Here is an 18,442-nt window from a genome sequence, read left to right as displayed (position 1 = left end):
AAGGTGAATAGCTAAAGAGGGCTATTGCCGGGTCAAAACTCCCGGATCTTCCACGAAGTGCATAACCTCGATATCCGGCATGGTTTCTTCAAACCAGACAAGTGGTGCCGGATTTTTATCCCCAGTGCTTGTATCGCACTTGAAAAAGAGATAATACAGTTGCCAGTATTCACCAACTTTTTCCCGCAATTCCTGCAATCGTGCTTCTCCTTCGCCCAGGCGATTGTAGAGATGCTCCAGGCGCCAGCAATAGTAGGCTTCGTCGTGTAGTTCAACAACGTTGAGCAAGAGCTCATCATCCAGATACCGCGCAAGAAAGTTACGGGCATACACGCCGTGGTGCTTTGTCCAGTCTCGCGGAGAACTCTTATCCTCAATGTGTTTGAAAGTATCGTGTACCCAGCAGATAATGCGTAAGGTAGCCCGGGTCTCTTCATCAATGGGTAAGCGGTCTATATTCTCATTTACCTCAATGATGTGCGCCCAGATAGTTCCTTCAGGATGACCGTATCGGGGTACTCCCCAGACGAGCCCGCGGCGAAATTCCGCGTCTTCCAGAAAGCTGGCTTCCAGCGGATTTTCCGGTTGAAGCAGGTCATGTAATTCGGCGGAAGTCAAAACGTAACTGGATCTTCGTTTAGGGTGGCAAATATGTAACTTCGGGTTACAACGCGGGCTAAAGTACGTAAGTTGTAAGTAAAGGTATTTATTAGTCTTGTAGTCTGATCGTCTTGTAGTCTTGCAGGCTCCGCATGTTGAAGGCGTTGGAGGTAATATATACCTGCCGTACATTGCCGCCAATCAAATGCGGTAGCCTGCAAGACTATCAGACCACAAGACTACCTTTGCCCAATGGCTCAAGACGATTCCATCTCCATCAATAAATTCATTTCTTCCACCGGTCTCTGCTCACGGCGGGAAGCAGACCGGATGCTCGACGCTGGTCGCGTACTGCTAAACGGAAGCCCCGCCCGCCGCGGCAACCGCGTCTCCCCCGGAGATCAGGTGACCGTTGATGGTAAAATCATCAGTGAAAAGCCCGCCGCTGTCTACCTCGCCCTCAATAAGCCAGCCGGAATCACCTGCACCACTGATCGTCGGGACAAGACCAACATCATTGACTACCTGAACTACCCAGAGCGCATTTTTCCCATCGGGCGGCTAGACAAGCCCTCCACCGGGCTGCTGCTATTGACTAATGACGGAGACATCGTCAATAAAATTCTCCGGGTAGAGAATGCTCATGACAAAGAGTACATCGTCACCGTTGACCGGCCGATCAACCGGGACTTCGTGCGTAAAATGTCCGCTGGCATCCCGATCCTGGATACGGTCACTAAGCGCTGCGAAGTAGAAAAAATTGGCCCAAAGGCTTTTCGTATCATCCTGACCCAGGGGCTCAACCGGCAGATTCGCCGCATGTGTGAATACCTGGGCTATGAGGTCCGGACCTTAAAGAGGATCCGCATTATGAACGTCCGGCTCGATGATCAGCCCGTTGGCGAGTTGCGGGAATTACGGGAGGATGAGTTGGAGGTTCTGTTGGCATTGACCTAGTGGTCGGGGACTGAGATTCGACCACTAGCATCCGGCTGAAGCCGGTGCTGTATTACGAAGCTCTCCGAGCTATTGTGCCGGCGTCAACACACAAGCGCAATAAAGCAACAACCTTTTAAAGAGTCGTCCCTACAACTCCGCCAAAAACTCCGCCTCCGTCATTACCCTGACCGTTTCCAATGCCTGCGCTTTTTTCAGCTTGGAGCCGGGCTTTTCGCCCACGACCAGAATATCCAGTTTACCAGACACGGCACTAACAATCCTTGCACCTGCGTTCTTCGCCCTTTCCTGCGCCTCCTTGCGGCTCATTTGCTGCAGGGAACCGGTAAAAAGCATGGATTTGCCCAGGAAAGGGCCTTCCGTCACTTCGGCTGCGGGCCGGTCTTCGTCGGTTGGGCGGACGTTGACGCCAAGCGCTTCCAGCTCCCGGATCATCTCAACGTTTGCCGGAATGGCAAACCACTCCATAACGTTTTTCGCTACCGTCGGGCCAATGTCTTTGATGTTCGTGAATTGCTCCTCCGTCCAGTCGGCCAAATCAAGGGCATGCTCAATGTTCTGGGCTACCAGCTGAGTCGCCTTTTTTCCGAAGTGATGGATGCTAAAACCATAGAGCAGGCGCCACAGCGGCTGTTTCTTCGCTTTTTCAACGGCCGCTTTCAGGTTTTCAGCGGATTTGTTACCAAAACCGTCCAGCACCGAAATCCATTCATAGGGCAGGCGGTATACATCGACGATGGTGTTCATCCAGCCACGGGCATGAAAAAGCTCCACGTAGCGTTTCCCCATACCGTCAATATCCATAGCGGCCTTGGAGACGTGGAAAATGATACGGGCTAAATCCTGTTTGCCGCAAACACAGTTAGGGCAACGCCAGGCGGCTTCGCCTTCCTCCCGGATGAGCGTTACCGGCTCGTCGGTCTGATTAACGGGACAAACGGCCGGCCATTCGATCGGCGTCTCGCTGCCATCCCGTAAGTCTGCCAGCGGCTTAACGATGTAAGGGATAACATCACCCGCTCTTTCCAACAGTACCTTATCGCCCAGGCGCAGGTCTTTGTCACGGATAAAGTCTTCGTTGTGCAGGCTCACGCTTGAGATCATTACTCCAGCCAGAGAGACGGGTGTCGTTTTCGCCACTGGCGTAATGGTCCCGATTTTACCTACCTGATATTCGACGTTTTCCAAGGTAGTCGTCGCTTGCTTCGCCGCGAATTTGTAGGCAATGGCCCAGCGTGGGTGGTGGCTGGTATAGCCGGCACGCTCCTGTAGCGCCAGGTCATCAACCTTCACCACCATACCATCAATCTCGTAGGCGTAAGCCTCCCGTTGTTCTTCCCACTTACGGCAAAAGGAGGCAGCTTCCACGATGTCGGGCGCACTCTCCCGCTCAAACCCTGTAGCGGGCACTTTAAAGCCCAGCTCCGTCAGCACATCCAATGCTTTGGTGTGCGTACCAAATGCCTGAATGGCATCTTCCCCGTCAGCGTTCACTCCGTAGCCGAAGCTGTAGATAAAAGCTTCCAGCTGGCGGTCAGCCACTTCCTTGGGGCTCTTCATCCGCAGACCGCCGGTGGCGGTATTTCGGGGGTTGGCGAAAAGGGTAAGTCCTTCTTTTTTGCGCTTGGCATTCAGGGCCTCGAAGCGATCTTTACGGATGATGACTTCGCCACGGACCTCCACCCGGTGCAAGCCATACTTGCTAAAGTTAGCCGAAAGCGGAATGGAGCGGATCACCCGCGCATTGTGGGTCATCTCTTCACCGAGTACGCCGTTACCACGGGTTGCTGCCCGGACGAGTTGGTCGTTTTCATAGACAAGCACAATTGTTCCACCGTCATATTTAGGTTCTACTGCGTAGGCCAGAGGAGCAGTTTCTTCCATGTTCAGCATCCGCTTCACCTGCTTGTCAAATTCAGCCAGGTCTTCGGCGTTGTAGCTGTTACCCAACGAAAGCATGGGCACCAGGTGTGGGACACTGACGGAGTCCCCGGAAAGGTCGGATCCGACGCGTTGCGTCGGGCTGTCCGGGCTGATCAGCTCCGGGTGAGCCGCCTCAATTCCTTCGAGCATTTTATACAGCTCATCATATTCCTTATCGCTCAGCACCGGGTCATCCTGCACGTAGTAGCGCCACTCATGGTAGCGAAGGAGATCGGCAAGTTCGGAGTGTTGCTCTTCGGAGGGAAGACTAACTTCGCCGCTTAGGTAAGCCTTTGAGCGGGTGAATTTCTGGGCGGGGGTAGACATAGACCGCAAGGTAAAATACTCCTACCTAAAAAGCCTCTCCCAGCCCCAGATAAAAGCCGCTTCCTGAGCTTTTGCCCAATCCGAAGCCGTAGTCGACCCGCAGATTGACATTTTCACTGGGGATAATGGTTACCCGAAGTCCCGTCCCCAGGGAGTAGCGTAGCTCCCGCAGCCCCAGGTCAGCCGCACCGCTGCCCACCTGCCCTAGCCCTCCAAAAAAGACAAAGCCGACGCCACGCCAAGTCTGCCAGCGGTACTCCCCCTGGGCGAAGAGCGCCAGCCGATCCCGAAAGCGCCCCTCCGGAAAACCGCGCAAGAGCATATCACCGCCCAGTTCACTCAGTTCGAGCGGTGGCGCGTCACCGGCGGCGTAGCGGCCGAAGAAGTTCAGGCCGAAGACGCCTTTCGGCCCCGTACGCTTGTAGCCGCGCAGGTCCAGCTTGGTAAGTTGAAAAACGTTATTGCCACCAAAATTTTGTCCGTAAAAACCCTGAGTAAACTCAGCGAGCAAGCCCTTCTGAGCGTTCAGCACACTGTTGCGGCTGTCGTAGGAGGCGGCGAACTCCAGCCCAACGGCCTTACTACCCAGGCTATCCTGCAGGCTGGCGCCAGCGGGCAACTCATCCGTCTCGGTTAGCAATTCAGCGCTGTAATAAGTGTCGTAGCGAAACCCACCACCGACAAAAACATTTTTAGCGACCTGCCGGAGCAACAGGGGTTCCACCAGAAATTGCTGGTAGGTTACTTCACTTCTGTCTTCTTCGGTCGTCCCGTTCCCTGTCCCGAAATAATCGCGGGGAAAATCGGTGTAATCCAGGTTTCCCCGAAAAATCCAGCGCTCTTCGGGAAAGAAGACCGTATAGCCGGAGGTGAAAAAGACCTGGTTTTTTAGCGTGTAGCTGATTCCGATCGGGACATTGGAAGTCCGGGTTTCCGGGCCTGCGCCTTTCGGCTTGAACAACAGGTTAGCCCCGAAACCAAAGCCAAAACTCGTGAGTGGTTCGTAGTAGGCAATGGGTGCCAGTACCACTTTGGTTTGAAACCGGGAAGTATCCGTGGGAGGCTTCCCCAGGTTAAACTCCATCAGGTCCGTAACCTTATCCAACAGGTTTTGGGCGCGGACGCCGGTGCAGGGCAGCGTTAATAAAAGCAAGGGGAGAAAACGGAGCATGGTAAGGTTTCTAGCGAAGCGTACTAAGCAGAAGCTTGCCATGGCCCGTTAAGTTCACCAACAGCGCCCATAACTAGAGCGTCATCACTTCTTCCTCTTTCGTTTCTACGATGGATTCGATCTTTTTGTTGTAGCCGTTCACCCATCCCTGGACTTCCTCCTCCTTCCGCTTACCGGCATCTTCCGGGAAACCGTTTTTGACTTCCTTTTTGATGGCTTCCATGGCGTCGCGGCGGACGTTTCGGATAACGATTTTAGCATCTTCGCCCGTAGCTTTCACCTGCTTGGCGAGCTGCTTACGACGCTCCGTCGTCAGGGGTGGAATGCTGATGCGAATGAGCTCTCCGTCGTTCATGGGCGTTACGCCCAGGTTAGCTTCGAAAATAGCCCGCTCGATGTCTGGCATAGCCGTCTTATCGAAAGCCTGGATCGTGAGGGTACGAGAGTCTGCCGTACTAACGTTGGCCACCTGCTGCAGTGGCGTTTTAGCGCCGTAATAGCTTACCATCAGGCCGCCCAACATGGCCGGACTGGCTTTGCCGGTGCGTATTTTAGTCAGTTCTTTTTCGAGGTGCTCGATGGCTTCGTCCATCAGCATTTTAGATTCTTCCAGTTGTTCGCTCAGTAGTTCGTCCATCTCAGGAGTAATTTTGGTAGGGGTAAATCAGGAGGGGAAAAGTGCCGGAGGAGGGACGCCAATTGCTAAAAGCAACCCCACCTTGCACCTGTCCCGCAATACTGCGGGACGCCCAAAAAAGCTTTCGCTCTCCGGGAAAACGTTCACGGCACGCCAAATGTAAAGATTTAGCCGAAAAAAAATAGCTTTAGCGTCGATTCTGAGAACGCAGCAGCAGCCAAATCAGCACCGTAAGCGCGGAAAGTGCGGAAACGACGTAGGTCATGGCAGCCCACCAGAGCGCATCTTTTGCCCCTTCATGCTGGACGCCGGTAGCTACGTGGCTGTCGTCTAACCAGGCGAGTGCCCGCTTACTGGCGTCAAATTCCACGGGCAGGGTAACGAGCGCAAAAACGGTGGTGATCAGAAAGGCGGCAACGGTGATCTGGAACAAAACTCCACCAAAACCAGTAGCAGCACCACCGATGGCGAACATCAGCAGGAAGCCCTGTGCCCGGCCCGCCAACTGCACGATCGGCACCATTTTACTACGGAATGTAAGCCATTGATAGCCTTCAGCATGCTGTACTACGTGGCCACACTCGTGTGCAGCTACCGCCGCTGCAGAAACGTGCCGGCCCTGGTAAACATCAGGACTGAGGCTGACCGTTTTCGTCTTCGGGTTATAGTGGTCACTCAGGAAACCTTTCCCCATCACGATGTTGACATCGTGGATATTGTAGTGATCCAACATTTTCAGGGCCACCTCATGCCCCGTCATTCCGTTAGTCATGGGCACCCGGGCATACTGCTGAAATTTGCTTTTCAGCCGGTTGCTGACGAGCATGCCAATGCCACCAAAAACCATGGTGATGATGATGTAAATGCCGTAAGGACCGGAAAACATAGACTTGGTATTTTATCAGTTGTAATCTTTGGACGTTGTGAACCGGCAACTGGTCACTTGAGCAGATAGCAGTAACCGCCAGCACCTGCCATCACTATTGTCCTGGTATTATTACTGTTTCTTCTCCAGCTTCGTCATCCCCAGGTAGCTATGCAGCACTTCCGGTAAAGTAATGCCTTCGTCTGTCTGATTGTTTTCCAGCAGGGCAGCGATGATGCGGGGCAGGGCCAGAGCAGAGCCATTCAGCGTATGCGCCAGCTCATTCCCGTTTTCGCCACGGTAGCGGAGTTTGAGTCGGTTACTCTGGAAGGTTTCAAAGCAGCTCACGCTACTCACTTCTAACCAGCGCTTCTGGGCGGCGCTCCAGACCTCAAAGTCGAAGGTCATTGCACTCGTAAAGCCCAGGTCTCCGCCACAGAGGCGAAGGATGCGGAAAGGAAGCCCCAGTTCATCGAGCAGTCCGCCAATGTGAGCGACCATCTCATCGAGAATCTCATAGCTTTTTTCCGGGTGAGCCAACTGCACGACCTCAACTTTGTCGAATTGGTGTACGCGGTTCAGGCCACGAACGTGGGCGCCGTAGCTGCCGGCCTCCCGGCGAAAACAAGGAGTGTAGCCCGTTAGCTTTATGGGGAGCTCTTCGGGGTCGAGGATAACGTCCCGGTAAAGGTTCGTCAGTGGCACCTCGGCCGTGGGGATGAGGTAAAAATCATCTTGCGTACAGTGATACATCTGCCCTTCTTTGTCGGGCAGCTGCCCCGTAGCCCGGGCGGTAGCTTCGTTAACCAGTAGTGGTGGCTGGAACTCGGTATAGCCGGCAGCCGTGTTCCGGTCCAGGAAAAAATTAACGAGCCCGCGCGCCAGGCGTGCGCCCTGGCCGGTGAAGACCGGGAAGCCGGCACCGGTGGTCTTTACACCGAGTTCGAGATCAAAAATCTTGTATTCTTCAGCCAGTTCCCAGTGTGGCTTGGCCGTATCAGGCAAAACGGGAAGCTCACCGGCGAAGGGGCGGAACACTTCATTATCGTCTTCAGTAACACCAGCGGGCACCAGTGGGTGTGGCACGTTGGGCAGGGTCAGCAGGGCTTCTTCCAGTTCTTCTTTGATCTGGTTCAGTTCTGCTTCTCCGGCAGCGATACCTTCCTTAATTTCATTTACGCGATCCCGCAGAGCGGCCCCCTCTTCCCGCTTACCGGCTTTCATTAATTCCCCTACCTGACGAGAGATCGTGTTACGCTCGGCCAGCTTTTCATCGTTGCTGGTCTGGGTCGCTTTGCGGCGATCATCCAGCGCAATAATTCGATCAATGGTGGCTTCCGCATCAGCGACTTGCCGTTTGGCAAGTCCGGTAAGGACACGGTCTTTTTCATCACGAAGAGTTTGGAGAAGGAGCATGAGGTAGTAATGTAGTAATGTATTATTGCAGTAATGTAGTGGTCGTAGGGTAAGCAGTTGAAGCACTACAGTACTACCAAACTACACTACTACATTACTATTCTGGCGCGGTCGCAGGTGCAAAGAAGAAGGTTAATGAGCAAAGAAAGCTAACCCGTTGGCTATTTTCTTCTTGGGGACAACAGTAAACTTTATCCCATAAGTTGCTGTATTCTTATGGCAAGCTGCATCGGTTGGCGCAAAGGTAACATAGGTTTTTATTCGTTTTAAGAAATAAAACCCTACTTTTGCAAGGCAAGCGATTCCGCTGGCATGGCCAGGAGCTATCATTTCTTGATACCTATCCGGTCACCCTATCTACTTTGTCATTTACGGACCTGACACTTTCCACCGCTGCTCCTTCTGAGCTGCCCGTCCTGAAGTACTGACAATTTCACTCTATAGCGCGCATCTATTCTCTGCGCACCAATCCCCCCCCAATTTTACCCATTACAGTATTATCTAATTAATTAATGTTAAGCATAGCGCAACTAAAGGCCATGTTGGTTCCGGAACTACGGGATCTGGCCGAAAAAATGGGACTGAAGTCCTACAAAAAGCACAACAAGCAAGATCTGATCCTTCGGATTCTTGACCAACAGGCCGTTCAGGGAACCTCTGCTGCTGCCGAGCCGCCTGCGGCTTCGGACACCGACCGAGTGCCCAACCGTCGGGCTGCTGCCGCTGCTTCCGCCCGCAAAAAGGAAGAAGCTACTACCGAAAAGACCACCCGCTCCACGCGGGGTCGTGGCCGTAGCCGTGACGAAAAGCCCGGAGACGAAGAAACCAAACCCAGCCGGGGCCGAGGCCGTGGACGCAGCGAGAAAGCTGCGGACGAAGAAGAAAAGCCAAGCCGTGGGCGTGGCCGTGGCCGTACGGAAAAGCCCGCCGACGAGGAAGAAACACCAACGCGCAGCCGGGGCCGAGGCCGTGGACGCAGCGAAAAAGCTACCGACGAAGACGAAAAGCCAAGCCGTGGGCGTCGTTCTCCCAGAGCTGCCCGCGAAAGCGGCGGCGACGAGGAAACACCAAGCCGCGGACGCCGTTCCCCCCGTGCAGCAAAAGAAGAAAGCAACCAGGAGGACACCCCCAGAGGCCGTCGTTCCCCACGCGCAGAAAAAGCTGACGATAACGAAAACAACAACAGCGGTCGCGGTCGCGGACGCGGGCGTGGTCGTAGTGAGGAAACGAGCAACGACAATGAAGAGCAGAACCAGAGTCGCGGACGCGGGCGCGGACGTAATGACGAAGCAGCTGCAAGTGATCAGCCCCGCAACGATCGCTACGAACGCCGTGGCCGCTATGATGAGCGGGAAGAACGCAGCAACAATGGCCGTGGCAACCGCAACAACCGCGAAGACCGCAACCAAAACCGCCAACCCCGCCAGCCGGAGTTCAAACTTGATGGTCTGGTGACGTCCACCGGCATCCTCGAGATGATGCCGGACGGTTATGGCTTCCTGCGTAGCAGCGACTACAACTACCTGACGAGCCCGGACGATGTATACGTCAGCCCGCAGCAAGTAAAGCAGTTTGGCCTCAGAACCGGAGATACCGTTCGCGGGCCGGTTAAGCCACCGAAGGAAGGAGAGAAATACTTCGCCCTGCTGGAAGTAGAAAAAATTAATGGTCTTGACCCACGCGACATTCGCGACCGGGTGCCGTTCGATTACCTGACGGCCCAGTTCCCAACGGAAAAATTCACTCTGGCAAACCGCGCAGACGGTAAAGACTACGGTATGCGCCTCATCGATCTGTTTACACCGATCGGTAAAGGACAGCGGGGCCTCTTCGTTGCCCAGCCAAAATCCGGTAAAACCTTCCTGCTGAAGGACGTAGCCAACGCCATTGCCGAGAACCACCCCGAAACCTACCTCATCGTTCTCCTCGTGGATGAACGCCCCGAGGAAGTTACGGACATGAAGCGCAGCGTAAAGGCCGAAGTGGTTAGCTCTACTTTTGATGAGCCGGCGGACAATCACGTCCGCGTAGCCAATGTCGTACTGGAAAAAGCCAAGCGTATGGTTGAGTCCGGACACGACGTTTGTATCCTGCTGGACTCCATCACGCGCCTGGCGCGGGCCTACAACACCGTTCAGCCCAGCTCCGGCAAGGTACTCTCCGGTGGTGTGGAAGCTAACGCTCTCCAAAAGCCGAAGAAATTCTTCGGTGCCGCCCGTAACATCGACGGTGGAGGCTCTCTTACCATCCTGGCAACGGCCCTCATTGACACTGGCTCCAAGATGGACCAGGTGATCTTCGAGGAATTCAAAGGTACCGGTAACATGGAGCTGCAGCTCGATCGTTTCCTCGCCAATAAGCGGATGTACCCAAGTATCGACTTCACCAAGTCGAGCACCCGCCGCGACGACCTGCTGCTGAATCGTGAAGTACTACAACGTATGTTCGTACTCCGCAACCACCTGGCCGACATGAAGCCGGAAGAAGCCTTCCAGTTCCTGATGGGCCATATGCGCTCCACGACTAACAACGATGAGTTTATCGCTTCGATGAACTCGTAGAAAGTGACTGTTTGAATGGGAAAATGGGTGAATGCTCATCATCCCCTTATCCCCGGAATAACTCAGGTTGTTCCGGGGATTTTTTTTGCGGACCTTCGTCCAACGGAAACAACCCAACGATTAAGCTATGACCAAAATACTCTCCTTCACCTTCAACCCGGTTCAGGAAAACACCTTCATCGTGTATGATGAAGACAGCCGGGAGGCCATCATTTTTGACCCCGGGTGTTTTTCTACAGCGGAAGAACAGGCGCTGGTAGCGGCCATTGATGAGCGGGAGCTGAAACCGGTCAAACTGATCAACACGCACTGCCATTTTGACCATATTTACGGCAACGCCTTCGTTGCCAGCCAATATGGGCTGGAACTGGGTGTTCACCCGCTGGAAGTCCAGGTAATGGAAATCGCCTCGCTGGCGCTCAGCCGCTACGGGCTACCGCCCATGACGCCCAGCCCAAAGCCGGGCTACTTCATTAACGAAGGAGATGAGATCAAGCTGGGCGAGGCGACCTTCGAGGCACTCTTCTGCCCGGGGCACAGCCCCGGCAGCCTGTGCTTCCTGAATCGGGCGGAGGGCTACGTCATCGCCGGAGATGTGCTCTTCGACGGTAGCATTGGGCGGACGGATCTACCCTTTTGCGACCACGAAGCCCTGATCGGGTCCATCCTCACAAAGTTGATGCCGTTGCCGGACGAGACGGTCGTTTACCCCGGCCACGGTGGGCCGACGACGATCGGGAAAGAGCGGACGAGTAACCCCTGGCTCAGCTAAGTTCTACTTTTACCCCTCTTTCCTTCAACTCCTGAAGCAACTGCTCCGGATTTTCAAAGCGAATAGTGTCCAAGCCGAGGCTGCGGGCCATTGCACAATTCCGGAGGCTGTCATCAATAAAAAGGCAGCCGGAGAAATCGCCGAGATCGTAGACTTTGGCCAGGTGATGGAAAATTTCGGCTTCGGGCTTTTTCATTTTCACTTCGCCGGAGACCATGATGTCTTCGAAGAGTTCCAGAAAGTCGAAATTTTCGCGGGCCCAGGGAAAAAGTTCGGCGCTCCAGTTGGTGAGGGCCAGCAGGCGGTAATTGCCACCTGCGTGGAGGGTTTTGAGAATCTCTACCGTTCCGGGGATGGCGCCGCTGAAGTGTTCCGTCCAGCGGTCGTAGTACATCCGGATTTCGCGCTCCCATTTCGGGTGTTCCGCTACGAGTAATTCGGTGGCTTTGGCGACGGGGCGGCCGCGATCCTGCTCTTCGTTCCAATCCAGGTGGGTAATGTTTTTGACGAACCATTCGGCTTCCTCCGGAGTGTCGAAGACTTTGTTGTAGAGCAGTAGCGGGTTCCAGCCGATGAGGACGTTGCCGATGTCAAAAATGATGGTGTGCATGGGGATAAGTTTGAAGGGCGCAAGGTAAGGCTTTGCTTCAGCAGCGTGTTGGCAAGCGGAGCGCAATTATTAATTAAAATGTTGCTGGCTGAAGCCGGTGCTGTCTTGCAAAGCTCTGCGAGCTATTTGGCCGAGCCGGGCACTTCCCTTGCTTTTAAATTCTCCCCTTGCACCTGCGTCCGCGCCAGATTGTTTTACTTCTCGCTACCTTCGTGCCGCAAACTAAAAGCAGTATGAATCCTCTCCAGATCGGCATCTCCATCGGCGACCCCAACGGCATCGGCCCCGAAGTAGTCATCAAGGCCCTTTCGCGCCCCGGCATCCTGGAGCTGGTGACGCCCGTGATCTACGCTTCTGCCGCAGCGCTGAGCCGCTATACCAGCGAAGAAACGGCTGACTTTTCCTTTACCATCATTGCAAAAGCAGAAGACGCGGAAGACGGGCAGATCAATCTCGTAGAGGCCTTCCCCGAAGACATTGAATACACCCCCGGCGAAGCCACCGAAGCCGGCGGCCGCGCTGCGGCCATGAGCCTCGAAGCCGCCGTCGAGGAACTTAAAGATGGCCAGCTCGACGCTCTGGTCACCGCCCCGATCAACAAATCGGTGATGCCCAAAGACGCTTTCCCCTACCCCGGCCACACGGAAATGCTGACCGAAAAACTTGATGCCAACGAGAGCCTCATGTTCCTCGTTACCGATGAGCTTCGTGTGGGCATAGTTACCAACCACATCCCGGTCTCTGAAGTCGCCAAAGCGGTTACGAAACAGCGCATCATCGATAAGCTGAAGATTATGGATAAGAGCCTGCGGGCCGACTTCGGACTCGCCCGCCCGGTTATCGCGGTGCTCTCCCTGAATCCGCACGGTGGCGATGACGGCCGCATCGGGGATGAGGACATCAAGATCGTCCGCCCCGCCGTAGAGAAAGCTAAAGAGATGGGCATTCTGGCCATGGGGCCTTTCCCCGCTGACGGCTTCTTCGGCGCCGGCAAGCAAAACCAGTTCGATGCCGTGCTGGCGATGTACCACGACCAGGGCCTGATTCCTTTCAAAGCGCTCAGCTTTGGCAAAGGAGTCAACTTCACCGCCGGCCTACCCGCCATCCGTACCAGCCCCGACCATGGAACGGCCTACGACCTGGTAGGAAAAGATGAGGCCAACCCCGATTCTTTCATCGCTGCTCTTTTCGTTGCCCGCGACGCCTTCCTGAACCGCGAGCGCCACACCGAAGACACGGCGAACCCGCTTACCAGCCGTATGCACCTCGTGTATAAGCGCAAGCCGAAAGGTGGAAAACCTGGCGGTAAGCCTGCGGGGAAGAAGGGGCCTCGGGGGAAGAAGTAGGGAGGTGATGTCATCAGGACGTTTGAAGGTCGCTGTCGCCAAGCCCCTTGAAGGTCGCTGTCACCAGGACGCTCGAAGGTCGCTGTCGCGACGCTTCGAGGTCCGGTTCAAGGAGGCAGGAGGGGATCCGTCAACTTGCATCCGGAGAATGTTCGCTGCTGCTCGCTCCTGGAAGGAGCGTTGACCGGGCGTAAAAAACAAGTCATTAAAGCAGGATTTTCCCAACCATTTCGGGTGGGAGCGCTTAGAGAAGTATCCTTCGTTAACCGGACCCTCAAAGGAATTGGCTCCTCCGCCTTAGGCTACGTGGCCAACACCTTCGAGGTCCTTGGTGCGAAGGTTATCATTAAGGTCCTCGAAGGTGCTCAGCACGAAGCGTAGCGTAGTTCTGAGTTCCTTTGAGCGTCCGGTTGTTACCAGACTCCCCATGCGCCAATACCGCCTCCCCGTTCTCATCGTTTTTGCCCTCTTCAGTGCTGCGGCAGTTTACGGCTGCTTTAACCTGAAGTTCACCTTTGACTTTTCGCAGTTCTTCCCGCGGGGAGATGATGACCTGGCCTTTTTTCTGGAGTTTATCGAGGAATTTGAGGGCGACGATAATTTCCTGCTGGTCGCTTTAGAGCGGGAGAATGGCGTGTTCGACTCTACCTTTCTGGAGAACGCCCATGACTTTGCCCTGAAGGCCCGCGACCTGGATTACATCGAGGGTGTGCAGAGCCTGACGACCTTCGTCTATCCGCTCAAGACGCCCTTTGCCGTCACCACCATCCCGGCCATTCACCGGAATGACCCCTCACGCTACCAAGCCGATAGCCTGCGCATCATGCAGGACGAGCGCTTCGTCAACACCCTCATCAACGAAAGAGGGACGGCTCTGGTCGTTTTGCTCAAAACCGAAAGCCTGATCAACCTGACGGGAGAAGGTGATGGCCCGTCCAGCATCGATAAGAGTAAGGCCCTGATGGCGGGTGTGGAAGACCTGATGGCCAACTATGACTTTGAAGATTACCACTACCTCGGCTCCGCTTTTTTCCAGAAAGAGATGGTGGACATGCAGGTGCGGGAAGTAGCTGTCTCCGCCGTCATCTCCGGAATCCTGGTATTTTTCATCATGTTTTTACTGTTCCGGCGGCCGTTGGGCATTCTCGTTTCTCTGGTGAGTATTGGGCTGGGGCTGCTGCTGTTCCTCGGTCTGCTTGGCCTGTTGGGGCGGGAGTTGAACGCCATCGCGGCACTCTACCCCGTACTGATGATCATTGTTGGGACCTCGGACGTGATCCACATCATGTCCAAATACATCGATGAGCTACGGGCGGGCAAAGACAAGGAAACGGCCATCAAAATCACCATTCGGGAGATCGGCATGGCGACCTTGCTGACTTCGCTGACTACCGCCGTTGGCTTCGCCACCCTGCTCACCAGCCGGATCAACCCAATCCGGGACTTCGGCATCAACGCCGCTCTGGGCGTGATGGTCGCCTACGTGACGGTCATCTTTTTCACCACAGCACTACTCTCCTACCTGAGCGTGGATCAGATCGTCAAAATTGGTCGGCAGCAAGCCTTCTGGGACCGGCTGCTGGAGCGCGCCTACCAGTTCACCAAGACCAGCCCGGGCAAGATCAAGATCGGTGCCGCCTTCTTCGCCGTCTTCTGTGCGCTGGGCATCAGCATGATCACGACCAACAACCGCATCGAGTCGGCCCTGCCCCGCGGCAAAAAGATCACGGAGGACTTCCTCTTTTTCGAAAAAGAGCTGGCCGGTTTTCGCCCCTTCGAGATGGCGGTAACGGCGAAGGACTCTGCGCAGATCACCGACTTTGCGGTGATGACCGAGATTGGCCGCATTGAGGACTACGTGAAGCAGTTTGACGCCGTGCGGAGCACGGCCAGCGTCACGGCCATCTACCGCAGTATCAATCAGATGTTCAACAACAACCGCCCGGATGCCTACGAGCTGCCGACGGACGAGCGGACCTACGCCAAATACCAGCGCCTCGCCCGGCAGGTCCCGGCCCTGAGCCTGAACATCCTCATGAGTAAGGATGGCAAAAAGGCCCGCATCACCAGCCGCCTCAATGACCTTGGGGCAGACAGCACCCAGGCCTTCCTGGCCCGCACGGACGCCTGGGTGAATGCCAACATCGACACCTCGCTGGTGGAAGTCCGCAGCACGGGAACGGGCGTCATCATCGATAAGAACTCGGAGTACATCCGCGAGAACCTGCTGCAGGGGCTCGGGCTGGCGATCCTGATCGTCTGTGTACTGATGATGCTCCTCTTCCGCAACTGGAAAATGCTGATCGTGAGTCTGGTGCCCAACGTGCTTCCGCTACTTTTTGCCGGCGCCACGCTCGGCTATCTGGGCATCGAGCTGGAGGCGGGCGTGAGCATCGTCTTCGCCATCATCTTCGGCATCGCGGTGGATGACACCATCCACTTCCTCGCCAAATACAAGCTCGCACGCGACCGGGGCATGAGCATCGATGATGCCATCCACGTCACCTTCAAGGAGGCGGGCAAGGCCATCGTGCTCACCTCCGTCGTCCTCTTTTTCGGCTTCCTGGTGATGCTCTTCAGCATTCACCCGCCGAGCGTGACGATCGGGCTATTGATCAGTTTGACGCTGGCGAGCGCGGTGTTGAGTGACTTGATGCTGATTCCGCTGATGCTTAGATGGTTGGACAGGGAGTAGGCTGGTGGTGCTTGTAGTCTGATAGGCTGCCGCACTTTGGAGGTGGGAAGGGCGACGGGCGCGGGTGCAGGGGGAGGTTGAAGAGCAATGGAGGTGCTTATGCCATTGGTTCCGGTTGAAACTGGTGCTGTGTTACGAAGCTCTGCGAGCTCTTCCGCGCAAAGAAGAGCTCGCAGAGCTTCGTAACACAGCCCCGACTTCAGTCGGCTAAACTAAACCATCCCTCACTCCCTCACCTTATCCGCCACCACGATATACTGATACTTCAGCGTCAGATCGTCGCTGGAGACGAGGTGAAAGCCGGCAGCTTTTAGTTGTTCTTCGAGGGTACCTAGTGCCAGGCGCTTGCTCTTTTGGGGGCCTTCGATGGTATCGCGCTTCTTCCAGTCGACGATGACGATGCGGCCGTCGGAGCGCAGGGCGGGATAGAGCTTCTTCAGGTAATCTTCCTGGTTTTCGATGTACATAAGGGTATTAACCAGGAGAATAATGTCTACTTCGCTTTTTTCCAGTTTCGGGTCACTCTCCGTACCGAGGCGGGGCTCCAGCCGGGGCCTGAATTCCTTGGGGAGCTCTACTTCACGGAGTTGTTCCAGGTCTACAATCAGGCTGTCATTGATTTCCACGGCGATGACCCGGTCAGCGACCAGCGCGAGGCGCTTGGCGAAGAAGCCCTTACCGGCACCGATGTCAGCAATCACCTTTTCGCGGATGTCTCCCATGGCATCCATTACGGCACCGGGCTGCTGCCAGATACTCCGGTCGCGTTCCTCGTTTACGGGGTCATCGATGAACATATCATCGTCGAGTTGGGGCGGTGCCTCCGGAGTAGGAGGGCAGGCGGTAAACAGCAGCATGACCATCAGGCCAAAGAAGAAGTAACGCATGAACCGGATTTTAATGGACGTAAGATAAGGCGGCATTTTGTACCGTCGACTTTAGTCGACGGAGACGCCGACTAAAGTCGGCGCTACAAACGCCCACTACAAAGCTCCCGCATCAACACCATCATTTTGTTGCGAAGACTTTTGCCCTCGATGGTGTAGTTATTGACCATGATGGCGAAGGCCAGCTCCCGCCCGTCCTTACGGCGGGCGTAGCCGGCGTAGGCACGAGCGCTGTTCAGGGAGCCCGACTTGGCGGAGAGGCGGCCCTCAGCGGCGGTCCCCTTCAGGAAGCCGCGCATGCTACCCGTTCGGCCAGCCAGCGGGATGCTGGCGCGCCAGCGGTCGTTATCCACCTGTGTCCGCAGGAAGGCCGTCATAAACTCGGCGGGGAAGAAATTCCGGGTACCGAGCCCGCTGCCATCTTCGACGTTAATCGGCCCGGGGTTGAGCCCCTGGCCTGCGAGCCAGTCTTTCAATACTTTGCCGGAGCCCAGTTCATGGTCTTCCAGCCCCCGGCTTTTGTTGACCTCCCGCAGGAGTGCTTCGGCGTAGAGGTTCAGGCTTCGCAGGTTCGTGCGGTCTACCAGCACGGATAGCTCGGGAGATTCGTAGACGTCAATTTCTCTTCCCTCCAGATAGCGGCCACCGCCCAGCGTCCGGTGGCTCTCGGCCGGTAAAGCCACGTCAATGCCAACGGCCTCGAGCTTACGACAGAACGCCTGAGCGGTAAAGAGCGGCGGGTCAGGGATAGCGCCCTTGATGGTAAAGCGTTTGCTGCCAACGGGGATGGTGCCCCGTACGTAGTTCTGATAGTTGTAGGCCGAGCCGTAGACATAGGCCTGGTCTCCGCTGCCCCGCGGCCCGCTGCGGAGCTCATTGATCAGGTGCAGGCCCGGCACCTGAGGCCGGGTTTGCTGGATGGGCGGCTGACTACCGACGCGCGAGCGTTGCAGAAAGTCGAGAAAATATAGGTTTTCATGAATGCTTAAGCCGTAGGCACCCGCCCCGTAGTAGTTCCCGATATCGCTGTAAGGCCAGTCGCCGGGCGTAGCGTCGGTGTTCCAGTAGCTGCCGTCTCCGATCACCCGGCCGTTGATGCGGGTGATGCCGGCACGCTGCACGGCGCTGCGCCAGCGCTCCAGGATGGCTTCCAGACCGGGGACGCCCTTCAGGAAGGGGCTACCGAGGCTGGGGTCTCCCCCGCCCACGATGTAAAGATCTCCGCGTAGTTCTCCGTCCACTACGTCACCGGTGATGAAGAGCTTCGTCTCAAAACGATGATCGGGGCCGAGGATGTCCATAGCCGCCGCCGTCGTCAAAAGCTTCTGGGTAGAAGCCGGGATACAGGCCATCTCGGGCTGGTGAGCGGCAACCCGCTGCCCCGTAGCAACGTCTACCACGTCAATGGAGATCGCTGCGCCGGCCAATTCCGGGTCGAGCGCAAAGGCTCTTACGCTTTGGCTGATTGTAGATTGTGCCCCTAGCCAAAGCGGAAAAAGGAGGACTCCAAGCACAAAAACAAGACGGAAAAAAGGGTAAGGATTATTCACGCTGCAAGATAGGGTGGATTTTTCTGGTGGTGGATACGCTGCGCCTCGGCCCTTGTGGATCTTCAACGCATAGCGTCTCCTCCAAAAAAGCGCGGCCGCAAATGCATTCCTTGCACCTGCGGCCG

General features: G+C 55.7%; 16 protein-coding genes. 7 read left to right on the top strand and 9 right to left on the bottom strand.

The genetic code is table 11. The annotated features are described in order from the left end of the window. Positions 1-21: 21 nt before the first annotated feature. Entirely contained in the window at positions 22-618 is a 597-nt protein-coding gene (locus BM123_RS15460; RefSeq protein WP_090170127.1) for a hypothetical protein, read from the bottom strand. Positions 619-852: 234 nt separating this feature from the next. Here BM123_RS15460 and rluF point away from each other — a divergent pair, with 234 nt between their 5' ends. Then, entirely contained in the window at positions 853-1,557 is a 705-nt protein-coding gene (gene rluF, locus BM123_RS15455) for a 23S rRNA pseudouridine(2604) synthase RluF (protein ID WP_090170125.1), read from the top strand. Between the two features lie 129 nt (positions 1,558-1,686). On the opposite strand, the gene ligA is transcribed toward rluF, so the two are convergent. The 5 genes from ligA to serS all read right to left on the bottom strand — a co-directional run bounded on the left by ligA (position 1,687) and on the right by serS (position 7,896). Further along, positions 1,687-3,807 (bottom strand): NAD-dependent DNA ligase LigA, encoded by a 2,121-nt coding sequence (ligA, locus tag BM123_RS15450; protein WP_090170123.1) that lies wholly within the window; start codon positions 3,805-3,807, stop codon positions 1,687-1,689. 25 nt (positions 3,808-3,832) lie between these two features. Beyond that, on the bottom strand, positions 3,833-4,978 hold the full coding sequence (locus tag BM123_RS15445; RefSeq protein WP_175489415.1) for a BamA/TamA family outer membrane protein: 1,146 nt from the start codon (positions 4,976-4,978) through the stop codon (positions 3,833-3,835). A gap of 73 nt (positions 4,979-5,051) precedes the next feature. After that, positions 5,052-5,615: a ribosome recycling factor gene (frr, locus tag BM123_RS15440; protein WP_090170119.1), complete on the bottom strand. Its 564-nt coding sequence runs from the start codon at positions 5,613-5,615 to the stop codon at positions 5,052-5,054. 187 nt (positions 5,616-5,802) lie between these two features. Next, a complete protein-coding gene (locus BM123_RS15435) occupies positions 5,803-6,501 on the bottom strand; it encodes a zinc metallopeptidase (RefSeq protein ID WP_090170117.1) in 699 nt (232 codons plus the stop codon). 111 nt (positions 6,502-6,612) lie between these two features. Further along, positions 6,613-7,896: a serine--tRNA ligase gene (serS, locus tag BM123_RS15430; RefSeq protein ID WP_090170115.1), complete on the bottom strand. Its 1,284-nt coding sequence runs from the start codon at positions 7,894-7,896 to the stop codon at positions 6,613-6,615. 287 nt (positions 7,897-8,183) lie between these two features. On the opposite strand from serS, the gene BM123_RS24275 reads away from it, so the two are divergent. The 3 genes from BM123_RS24275 to BM123_RS15415 all read left to right on the top strand — a co-directional run bounded on the left by BM123_RS24275 (position 8,184) and on the right by BM123_RS15415 (position 11,229). Then, complete coding sequence (locus BM123_RS24275; RefSeq protein WP_175489414.1) at positions 8,184-8,324, top strand: hypothetical protein; 141 nt, start codon at positions 8,184-8,186, stop codon at positions 8,322-8,324. An 84-nt stretch (positions 8,325-8,408) separates the two neighbouring features. Beyond that, positions 8,409-10,457, top strand: coding sequence for a transcription termination factor Rho (gene rho / locus BM123_RS15420; protein ID WP_090170111.1), 2,049 nt, complete (start codon positions 8,409-8,411; stop codon positions 10,455-10,457). 127 nt (positions 10,458-10,584) lie between these two features. After that, on the top strand, positions 10,585-11,229 hold the full coding sequence (locus tag BM123_RS15415) for an MBL fold metallo-hydrolase (protein WP_090170109.1): 645 nt from the start codon (positions 10,585-10,587) through the stop codon (positions 11,227-11,229). On the opposite strand, the gene BM123_RS15410 is transcribed toward BM123_RS15415, so the two are convergent. After that, entirely contained in the window at positions 11,222-11,839 is a 618-nt protein-coding gene (locus BM123_RS15410; protein WP_090170203.1) for an HAD family hydrolase, read from the bottom strand. The genes BM123_RS15415 and BM123_RS15410 overlap by 8 nt on opposite strands. A 233-nt stretch (positions 11,840-12,072) precedes the next feature. Between BM123_RS15410 and pdxA the strand changes: the two genes are divergently transcribed. The 3 genes from pdxA to BM123_RS15395 all read left to right on the top strand — a co-directional run bounded on the left by pdxA (position 12,073) and on the right by BM123_RS15395 (position 15,880). Further along, complete coding sequence (pdxA, locus tag BM123_RS15405; protein ID WP_090170108.1) at positions 12,073-13,185, top strand: 4-hydroxythreonine-4-phosphate dehydrogenase PdxA; 1,113 nt, start codon at positions 12,073-12,075, stop codon at positions 13,183-13,185. Positions 13,186-13,419: 234 nt separating this feature from the next. Continuing rightward, entirely contained in the window at positions 13,420-13,566 is a 147-nt protein-coding gene (locus BM123_RS24270; protein ID WP_175489413.1) for a hypothetical protein, read from the top strand. Positions 13,567-13,612: 46 nt separating this feature from the next. Then, entirely contained in the window at positions 13,613-15,880 is a 2,268-nt protein-coding gene (locus tag BM123_RS15395; RefSeq protein ID WP_090170201.1) for an efflux RND transporter permease subunit, read from the top strand. Positions 15,881-16,104: 224 nt separating this feature from the next. Here the strand turns inward: BM123_RS15395 and BM123_RS15390 are convergent, their stop codons facing one another. Both BM123_RS15390 and dacB read right to left on the bottom strand, forming a co-directional pair. After that, entirely contained in the window at positions 16,105-16,767 is a 663-nt protein-coding gene (locus BM123_RS15390) for a class I SAM-dependent methyltransferase (RefSeq protein ID WP_175489412.1), read from the bottom strand. An 83-nt stretch (positions 16,768-16,850) separates the two neighbouring features. Further along, positions 16,851-18,317 (bottom strand): D-alanyl-D-alanine carboxypeptidase/D-alanyl-D-alanine endopeptidase, encoded by a 1,467-nt coding sequence (gene dacB, locus BM123_RS15385; protein ID WP_175489411.1) that lies wholly within the window; start codon positions 18,315-18,317, stop codon positions 16,851-16,853. Positions 18,318-18,442 lie beyond the last annotated feature (125 nt).

Origin of the sequence: Neolewinella agarilytica, from assembly GCF_900110645.1 — a bacterium.
GTDB lineage: Bacteria > Bacteroidota > Bacteroidia > Chitinophagales > Saprospiraceae > Neolewinella > Neolewinella agarilytica.
The sequence above is the reverse complement of the archived record's forward strand: the minus strand, read 5'-3'. Positions and strand labels throughout refer to the sequence as shown.